The organism is Candidatus Binataceae bacterium (assembly GCA_035500095.1).
In the GTDB taxonomy this organism is placed as follows: domain Bacteria; phylum Desulfobacterota; class Binatia; order Binatales; family Binataceae; genus JAKAVN01.
In genome coordinates this window covers 1-8,553 of sequence record DATJXN010000113.1, presented here as the reverse complement: position 1 = coordinate 8,553, position 8,553 = coordinate 1, and the positions used below count along the sequence as shown (strand labels likewise).

Here is an 8,553-nt window from a genome sequence, read left to right as displayed (position 1 = left end):
TCACCACTCGCTACTACGACCGCCTCGGAGTGCCCAGACTTGCCCAGTAACCTCAACCTTCCGAACCGCCGGATGCGGACCCGCATGTCCGGTGGTGTGGCAGGGGAGTAGCGCTGCGGCGCTACCCCCTATGCCGATTTTCTGCGCGCCGCTTCAGCACAGCACTTCGTTGGCGTGCATCGTGTCGAGGTACTCGCGCACCGCCTCGATCTTCCCGCCGCGGACCTCGCACAGGAAGTGATAGCGATTCTGATAAGTCTTGCCGCTTTTCATCTTCGCGTGCGATTCCGCCTCCACCGCCACGCGATCGCCCTCGGCCGTAACGCCTCTGACGCGCAGCGTGAGCGCGCCGTCAATAGCTGCGCCAAGCTGACCGAGCAGTTCGATGAACTGCGCCTTGGTGCGGGTTCCGGACAGCGGAAAATTGCCTTGTATCCACCACGTTGCGGAATCGCTGAGCGCATCGAGCGCGGCGGCGGCATTGCCGGCGTTGAGGTTTTCAAAGAAGCCCAAAACGATTTTCTTGTTCTCATCCGAGCTCATGGCCAATTCCTCCGCTGGCGTTGGGGTTCGTATCGTTCAGCCGTCTTGATCTCACGGCGCACGGACCAAAGCAACCCGCGAGCGGGTTGGCTCGGCGCGAATCGGTCGGGCTTATAGTCCTTGAGTGACGTTTTGGCAAGTTTTACCGTGGCGGCTCGGTAAGCTTTGCCGCAGTTTCACTCCGCTCGACTGCAAAACGCCCTATTCGGCGGGGTGGCCATGGGCATGGAGTTTGCTGACTGGATATTGAACCAGCCCGGAGGCTGCTTCGCTGCCGTGTGGAAGAGAGGGGGCGGTTGCGGTGGCTCTATGTGCCCATATGCCACCAAGCGAGCCTCCGGGCCACTTGCTAATAGCCGAAACGCCGATATGTACCATCATCACTTTGGCCTAACTGGACCTCCGTTCCAGTTCACTCCCGCACCCGACGCCTTATATCTCAGTTCGACCCATCGCGAAGCCTTGGCCGCGCTCCAATGGGGTCTGCTGCACGAGCCGACCGGTTTCACCCTGCTGGTGGGCGAGAGCGGTGTTGGCAAGACCACGATGGTCTGCTCGATCCTGGCGCGGCGCCACCGCAATGTTCGCACCGCGCTCATATCCAATCCGAGGCTCAACTTCGACCAGATGATGCAGGTGGTGATGTCGCAGATAGCTCCGGGTTGGAGCGGCCATTCGCGGCTCGAAGTGGCCGACGGCTTCTCCGCGCTGCTCAGCGGGCTGGCGCCTGGCCAGCGGATCGCGATCGTCATTGACGAGGCGCAGGAATTAAGCGACGAGGCGCTCGAAGGACTGCGACTGCTGTCGAACACCGACACTTTCGAAGAGCGCCGGCTGCAGATAATTTTCGTTGGCCACCCCGAGTTGGTCGCGCGCCTGGCGCGCCCCGAGATGCACAGTCTGAACCAGCGAATTGGCGCACGCGCCCAGCTCAAACCGCTGCAGTCGGCCGAGGTCAGGGAATATATCGATTGCCGGCTGCGAGCGAAGGGCGGCAAGGCCGCCGCGATATTTGCTCCCTCGGCGCGCGCTTACCTGATCGCGCACAGCGGAGGAATTCCGCGCCGCGTGAACGTGCTGAGCCATAATTCGATGCTTCAGGGATACGCGGCCGGGAGCAAAAAAGTCAGCCTCGCGATGGTTAAAAACGCGGTCGGCGAATACGAGGATCTGCTCAACGCCAGGGGCGCGCGCATTGCCGCCGAGAAGCCCACCCGCCCAAGGATACCTAGTGCGGGCACAAGGCGCGCTGCTCTGACGGTAACGGCGCTCGCGCTGGCGGCGGCCTGCGCGTTGCTTATCTGGTCGCAGTCCTGGATCACTTTCAATCCGTCGCACTCAGGCAATGTCGTCAAATCGGCCGTCCGGCCCGCAGTGGAGCCCTATAAAACCGGCCCAGGGATTCCGCTGCGGCCGGCGGCCGAGACCGTCGAAGACGCGTCCTTGAACGTCGTGATCGATATCACCCGGTAGCCGCGGAACCGGCGCGGATGCTCGCGCGCTGACCCCGCGCGATAACGTCACCCGTCGCCAGCCGAGTCAGGGTGAGGGCGAGGCCAGTTTCGCCGCCAGCACCGCGGCTTTCTCGGCGAAGCCGGACGCTGCGACGTAGTCGTCTTCGGTCGCCGCTTTGCGGCCGGCCTGCAAAAAGTTGTTAGCCTGATCGTAGGTGGTGGCGCTGTCGGCGCCGAGGGTGCTGCGATCGACCCGAGAGAGCTTGGCTCCCGTGTCGTCGAGCAATTGCTCCGCGCGCTGCTTGGAGGGGCCGCCCGCCAGCGTCACGGTCGGTTTTGGCTGCGGCTCGACGGGCGGCGCCGGCGCCGTTGCGGGCGGCGCCGGCGTCTCCGATTCGGGTTTTTCGGAGGCCGGTGCTACTCGATTTGCCGTACGCCGCGTGCGAGTCTTTTTTGCGTGCGTTTCGTTTTGGACGGCGGGGACGCTGCCATTGATTTCTCCACCAGCGCTGGGCCCGGAGAGATGAGTCTCCGGCGCGGGCGCCGCCGCGGGACGCATGAACGCTGGAAGCTGCCAGCTCCCACCCGGTCCAAAGCATCCGGAGAGCGCAAGGCCGAGCATTGCCGCGGCGGCTGATCGCACCGCATACCGGACTTTGGTGATAATCATTCGTCTACGTGGCGGCGGCAATCCTAGTTGACGTTGACGTCAGCCGGCGGCCGCAAGGCCCGATCCTCGAGCGGCAGCCGGATACTCACGGAAGTACCCTCTTTCAGCCTCGACTCTACGTTCAGCGTTCCCCCATGGAGATCGATCGCGCGCAGCGCCAACGGCAGGCCGACGCCGTTGCCGTCCTCTTTGGTGGTGAAATAGAGCTGGAAAATATCCTTCAGATGATCCGGGGCGATACCCTCGCCAGTGTCCGTGACCGCCAGTTCGACGAAGTCATCGGCGAGCGCGGTGGTCATCGTAAGGGTGCCTCCCGCGGGCATCGCGTCGACGGCGTTCTGGACGATATTGCGCAACGCTTCCATCAGCACCGCGCGGTCGGCCTTCACGAATGCGGCCGCCGGATCGAGTCGGCATACGACGTCGATTTGCGGGTCGGTCACGCCTCTGGCGGCTTCGCTCACCAGATCGTTGGCAGCAACCCGTTCGATTTTCAACTGGCCCGGCCGCATGAAACGCATCAGGGCCTCGATCACGAGATCGATGCGGCTCATCTCCTCGCGCACGGCGTGCACGTGGTCTTCGACCGGCTTGGATTCGCGCGCGTCCTGGCTGAGCAGTTCGAGCTCGAGCGTGATCGCGTTGAGCGGATTGCGAATCTGGTGGGCGACACCGGAAAAGAGCCCACCGATCCGGGCCAGGCGCTCCGAATTGTCAACTACGCTTTCGAGCCGTTGCACCGGGTCGAGATCGCGCACGATCACCAATTGTCCGGCGCGCGCGGAATCCCGACCCAGCGGAAAGATCGAAACGAGCAGGCGTGACTTCTCCTTGCCGGTGCCTTCCTCGATCGCGACGTCGCGCAGTTCGGTGCCCGCCGCCATCGCCGTGCGCACCACCCTGACCAGCGGATGGCTCTCGCTGAGAAGGGCCGCGAGGGGCTTGCCCTGCGCGAGGCCACCCGCCGGAAGACCGAGGCGCCCTTGCGCGTCGTCGTTGGAAAAACGCACCATCCCTTCGGCGTCGAGGATCAGCACGGCGTCGTCGATCGAGCGAAAGATATTGATGAAGCGGCCGCGCTCGTCTTCCCATTGTACGCGGTCGGAGCGCACGCGTTGCGAGAGTTCGTTGAACTTGCGCGCCAGCGCGCTCAGTTCGTCGCGCCCGCGGATGAGCACGTTGCCGCTTTCGCGGCCCGCCGCCAGCCGCTCGACCTCGGCCGTGATCGCGGCGACCGGGGCCAGCAGCAGCGCGCCCGCGAGCAGCGCGCCGAGCAAGCTCATCACGCTTACCACCGCAGCGATGAATGCCACGTTCGAGACCGCGCGGCGGACCTCGCTCGAGATGAGCGCGGTCGAAAGCCCGACCTTGATGATCGCGAAGGGCCGCTGATTGATCTCGACCGGGCTGCTGAGCTCGTAAACGTGCTCGCCCCAGAGCGGACGGATTCTCCTAAGCGGCGACCATCGCGAGGCCGCTCTTTCCAGTTCCTTGAACGGCCGGGGCGGCGGCTCGCTCACCGGCTCGCCGCTGCTCCCCGCGATCGGCTCGCCGTTGACCGTCACCACCCGCGCATAGACCACGCCCTTGCCGAAGGCGCGCGAGGAGGATAGCAGCGCCGCCAGGGCCGCGTCCTCGCGCAGCGCCGTGACCGGGTCGCCCTGGGAATGCGCGAGCGCGGAACGAATCTGCTCGAAGGTTTGGTTGATCAGCACCCCGCCCGAGTCGCCGAGGTCCTGGACCATCACGCCCACCGCGTGATCGGCCTCGGTCGCGCTCACCGCCAGCACCGCGAGCAACAGCAGGGGAATGAAGATGGCGGAGATCTTGGTGCGCAGGCCCATGGCCGGAGTTGATCCGATTAGCGGGCGGAATTCAGCCGCCTAAACTTCCTCGGCCGGCTCCGTTTCAGGCTTTTGCGGCTCGGATTGCGCGCTGTAGCGACCGAGTTTGTTGTACAGCGTTTTGGGGCTGATCCCCAGAATTTCCGCGGCGCGCACGCGATTGCCGCCGACCGTCTCGAGCGTCTTCAGGATGAGCTGGCGTTCCACCTCGCGCAGCGGCTGGCCGACCGGCAATCCCGGGGCCGGCTCGGCGGCCGGTGCCGCCGACGGCGCGGCCTGCGCCGGCGCGGGACTCACGGGTTCTTGCGGCCTCGGCGCGGTTTGCGCGGCGGCCGTCGCCAGCGCGCGCTCGGCGGGAAGGTCGGCGACGGTGATGAGCGGCCCGCCGCCGACGATCACGGCGCGCTCGATTACGTTGCGCAGCTCGCGCGCGTTGCCGGGCCATGCGCGCGCCTTCAAGGCTTCAAGGCAGGCGTTGTCGACGCCGCTTATCTGCTTGCCGTTGGCGCGCGCGAACTCGCGTACGAAATGATCGACCAGCGCCGGCAGATCTTCCAGCCGCTCGGCCAGCCGCGGCAGCACTATGGTAAACACGTTCAGCCGGTAATACAGATCCTCGCGCAGGCGCCCCTTCGAAATCGCCTCGCCGAGATCACGATTGGTTGCGGCCAGCACCCGCACGTTCAACGCGATGTCGCTGCTGCCGCCGACCCGTCTGAGCTTGTGGTCCTCGATGACGCGCAGCAGCTTGGCCTGCAGCTCAGGCTTCATCTCCGTGATTTCGTCGAGCAGCAGCGTGCCGCTGTTGGCCAGCTCGAAGCATCCGGCCCGCCGCTGGTCGGCCCCGGTGAAGGCGCCGCGCTCATGGCCGAAAAGCTCGCTTTCGAGCAGACCCTCGGGCAGCGCGGCGCAGTTGATCGCGACGTAGGGGCCGCTGCGCCGCGGCGAGTATTCATGAATCGTGCGCGCCACGATTTCCTTGCCGGTTCCGCTGTCGCCCTGGATGATCACCGAGGCGGAACTCGGCGCGGCCTGCTCGACCAGTGCCATCACGCGGCGCATCGCCTGCGATTGTCCGATGATCGGTCCAAGCTCGCCCGCGCCCATCAGACGCAGCCGCAGGCGCTGATTCTCTTCGCTCACCTCGAGATGCTGGCTCAGGTTGTTGAGCGTCTGGCGCAGGCGAGGCGGATCGACGGGCTTTCGCAGGTAGTCGTATGCGCCGAGTTTGATCGCCTGCACGGCGTCGGGGATGTCGCCCTCGCCGGAAATCACGATGGTTGTGATCGGGAGGCCCCGCTGGCGGATTTCGCCGAGCACCCCGATACCGTCCTTGCCCGGCAGCTTCAAGTCGAGCAGCAGGATGTGCGGCTCGAAACTCGCGATCAATTCGAGCGCGCGCAGCCCGTCTTCGGCGGCTTCAACCTTGAAGCCCCACGACGAGATGAGTTCAGCCCATGCGAGGCGGGTCCTCGCATGGTCCTCGGCGACCAATACGCGCTTGGCGTCTGCCATGATTTCGAGTGCTCCGCCGCGCCGGCCCGCGCGTACCATTGCGCCCACGATCATATCATGGCGGCCACCGACGCGAACAAGGGTCTCCGCGCTTGATCGAAGCCTCGCAATGACGGAACACCGCGGAGTGTGACACCCGCCGGACAACGCCGTATTGTTACTGGTATGGACCACGCCTCGGCTGAAAACGCCGGCGCAGCTCCGGCCGAGGACGTGCGCGAGATCTCGCGCGGCGAGATCGAGCGCCGCCTCGGCGACCGCGCAATGCTGCTGGTCGACGTGCTCCCACGCGAGCTCTACGCCGCCGAGCACATCCCGGGCGCGATCAACCTTCCCCTTGCTGAAGTCCAAGCGCGCGCACCCGAGGTGATGCCCGATCGCGGCGCCGATATCATCACCTATTGCGCCAAGTTCACCTGACCCGCCGGCGCGCAGGCGGTGCGCCTGCTCGAGCAGATCGGGTACACCAACGTCCGGCACTACCACGGCGGCATCGCCGACTGGAAAGAGGCAGGGCTGCCGGTCGAGAGCGCGTCTGCCGCCGCAGGGGCATCGCGGAGCGCGCCCGGCGCGCTGCGATCCGCTGCGCAATCGGCCGCGGGACAATCGAGCCCGGTATCCGCGCGTCGCGGCGGAGCCGTCGGACATCCGACGCTATCGCGCAGCCGGCAGTGGGGAAGCGCGCTGCTCGATTTGATCGAAAGCCTCTCGCCCGGGCAGATTTTCGTCGTCTGGCTCGGGATGGTGCTGGTCTGCGGATGCCTCTACTGGCTGACCGGCTTTTCGGGCCGTCCCGGTCTCGTCGACGGCGGTACGCCGATCGCCGCGACGCTTTCGGGCCTGATGAGCGCGATCTATTTCAGCTTCGTCACCACGACCTCGGTCGGTTATGGCGACGTGCTGCCGATCGGGCCAATGCGGGTACTTTCGATTTTCGAGGCGGTCACCGGACTGCTCATCTTCGGCGCGCTGGTCGCCAAGTTCGTTTCCCGCCGGCAGGACGAGCTGGTGCGCGACATCTACAACGTCACCTTCGAAGGCCGGCTCGACCGCGTGCAAACCAACCTGCACCTGGTGCTCTCGGAGCTGCAGTCGATCGCGATGATGTGCGACGACGGCATGAGCCAGCCGCAGCGGGTTGCGGTGCGGCTGGAGAGCGCGGTGCTGGTGTTCGGCGGCGAGCTGCGCGCGATCCACGCGCTCCTGTACAACCCGCAGCGCGCGCCCGAGGAGGCGGTGCTCGAGGCCATTCTGGTCGCGCTCGCTTCCGCGCTGCGCACGTTGAGCGACGTCCTGACGTGCCTGCCTCCCGCGCTTGAACGGCCGCAGGCGCTGCAGAGCGCGCTCAGGATGATCTGCGCGCTTGCCGACGATATCTGCGCCGAATGCGTGCCGCAGGTTTATGCGCCGACGCTTACGGAGTGGATGGATCGAGTGCAGCAAACAGCACGACGAATCTTCTGATTGTCTTTCACGCGGGAAGCAAAAAAGGACCGCAAAAGACCGTATTGTATCAGTGGTTCTTTGCTGGCAGAGACAAAATTTCTAGCGTTTTGCACGTCAGAGATGCTAATACTTGAAAAGAAGCGCCTGATTCGCATTGCGGACGGTTGCGGCCGCAGAAAAATTAAACCGAGAGTTTTGAGAATCGCACCAAAGGTAAAGCTGCGAGCTTCGAGGTAAAAGTGCCGTGGAGCAGGGGAAAGTAGAGTCGCCGAGTACGGTCTTGCGCGCAATGGTACTGATCGCAGCGTTCGGGCTGCTGACGCCGTTGTCACAGGCCGCCGCACAGGCGCCCTCGCCTTATGCGGTTGAGACCAATATCCATGGCGTTTACGCCTATACTCAGCCGCCGCCAGGGTTCGATCCCTCGACGGCATCGGCAAAAGAACTGGAACTTTATGGCTATCCAGCGCGCCCTGCCGCCAGTGCGTCGGCGGAAGATCTGGCGAGATGGAAGCAGCAAGTTAATCCGGCGCTGACCCGCGTCGTTCCTCAGCTTAAGGCTACAAAGATATACCACCGTCCCATTTCCGGCGTCACTATCCGGAATTCGACGGACGTCGGCAGCCCGAACTGGAGCGGGTATGCTCTCGTCCAGAGTTCCGCGCGCTTGAAGAGCGTAACGGGTTCGTGGATTGTGCCGACCGTTCAACAGGCGTTCGGCACGTGCTCGGGAACGGACTATGCCGGTGAGTGGGTCGGTATAGATGGGTTTTCGAATATGCGCCTCTTTCAATCCGGCGCAGAGACCGACGCTGCCTGTAGCGGCGGTACGACGACGACGGAATATTACCCCTGGGTCGAATGGTTTCCGGGACCTGAATATGTGCTCTTGGCAGGCGGCGGCGGCGCTCTACCCTTTGCGCCAGGCGACTACGTTATAGTCACCGTGAAGGCCACGAATTGGTCGAGCGGAAGGTCCTCGACAGGTTTGCTGACTTACACTGATGTCACCCAAAACTGGCAAGTGAGTGGTACAATTGCTGCCGCCGATCTGGGTGGAACGTTCGTTGTCGGGAAATCT

8 protein-coding genes are annotated in these 8,553 nt (G+C 64.5%); 4 read left to right on the top strand and 4 right to left on the bottom strand.

Annotated features, from left to right (window positions below):
* Positions 1 to 153: 153 nt before the first annotated feature.
* Complete coding sequence (locus tag VMI09_11485; protein HTQ25309.1) at positions 154 to 543, bottom strand: nuclear transport factor 2 family protein; 390 nt, start codon at positions 541 to 543, stop codon at positions 154 to 156.
* Between the two features lie 165 nt (positions 544 to 708).
* Between VMI09_11485 and VMI09_11480 the strand changes: the two genes are divergently transcribed.
* The gene (locus VMI09_11480; GenBank protein ID HTQ25308.1) at positions 709 to 2,016 is read left to right on the top strand and encodes an AAA family ATPase; all 1,308 of its coding nucleotides are present in this window, start codon (positions 709 to 711) and stop codon (positions 2,014 to 2,016) included.
* A 66-nt stretch (positions 2,017 to 2,082) separates the two neighbouring features.
* Here VMI09_11480 and VMI09_11475 read toward each other — a convergent pair whose 3' ends face one another.
* The 3 genes from VMI09_11475 to VMI09_11465 form a co-directional block, all read right to left on the bottom strand.
* Positions 2,083 to 2,325, bottom strand: a complete 243-nt coding sequence (locus VMI09_11475) for a hypothetical protein (GenBank protein ID HTQ25307.1) — start codon at positions 2,323 to 2,325, stop codon at positions 2,083 to 2,085.
* Positions 2,326 to 2,690: 365 nt separating this feature from the next.
* Complete coding sequence (locus VMI09_11470) at positions 2,691 to 4,511, bottom strand: ATP-binding protein (protein HTQ25306.1); 1,821 nt, start codon at positions 4,509 to 4,511, stop codon at positions 2,691 to 2,693.
* Between the two features lie 39 nt (positions 4,512 to 4,550).
* Positions 4,551 to 6,026, bottom strand: coding sequence for a sigma-54 dependent transcriptional regulator (locus tag VMI09_11465; protein ID HTQ25305.1), 1,476 nt, complete (start codon positions 6,024 to 6,026; stop codon positions 4,551 to 4,553).
* Positions 6,027 to 6,191: 165 nt separating this feature from the next.
* Here VMI09_11465 and VMI09_11460 point away from each other — a divergent pair, with 165 nt between their 5' ends.
* The 3 genes from VMI09_11460 to VMI09_11450 all read left to right on the top strand — a co-directional run.
* Positions 6,192 to 6,446: a rhodanese-like domain-containing protein gene (locus VMI09_11460; protein HTQ25304.1), complete on the top strand. Its 255-nt coding sequence runs from the start codon at positions 6,192 to 6,194 to the stop codon at positions 6,444 to 6,446.
* Positions 6,447 to 6,464: 18 nt separating this feature from the next.
* A complete protein-coding gene (locus VMI09_11455; GenBank protein ID HTQ25303.1) occupies positions 6,465 to 7,490 on the top strand; it encodes an ion channel in 1,026 nt (341 codons plus the stop codon).
* A 271-nt stretch (positions 7,491 to 7,761) separates the two neighbouring features.
* On the top strand, positions 7,762 to 8,553 hold a 792-nt coding region (locus VMI09_11450; GenBank protein HTQ25302.1), incomplete at its 3' end, for a G1 family glutamic endopeptidase.

Coding starts and splice junctions, on each gene's coding strand:
- VMI09_11470 (HTQ25306.1), bottom strand. CDS start 4,511: ATGGGCCTGCGCACCAAGATCTCCGCCATCTTCATTCCCCTGCTGTTG.
- VMI09_11465 (HTQ25305.1), bottom strand. CDS start 6,026: ATGGCAGACGCCAAGCGCGTATTGGTCGCCGAGGACCATGCGAGGACC.
- VMI09_11460 (HTQ25304.1), top strand. CDS start 6,192: ATGGACCACGCCTCGGCTGAAAACGCCGGCGCAGCTCCGGCCGAGGAC.
- VMI09_11485 (HTQ25309.1), bottom strand. CDS start 543: ATGAGCTCGGATGAGAACAAGAAAATCGTTTTGGGCTTCTTTGAAAAC.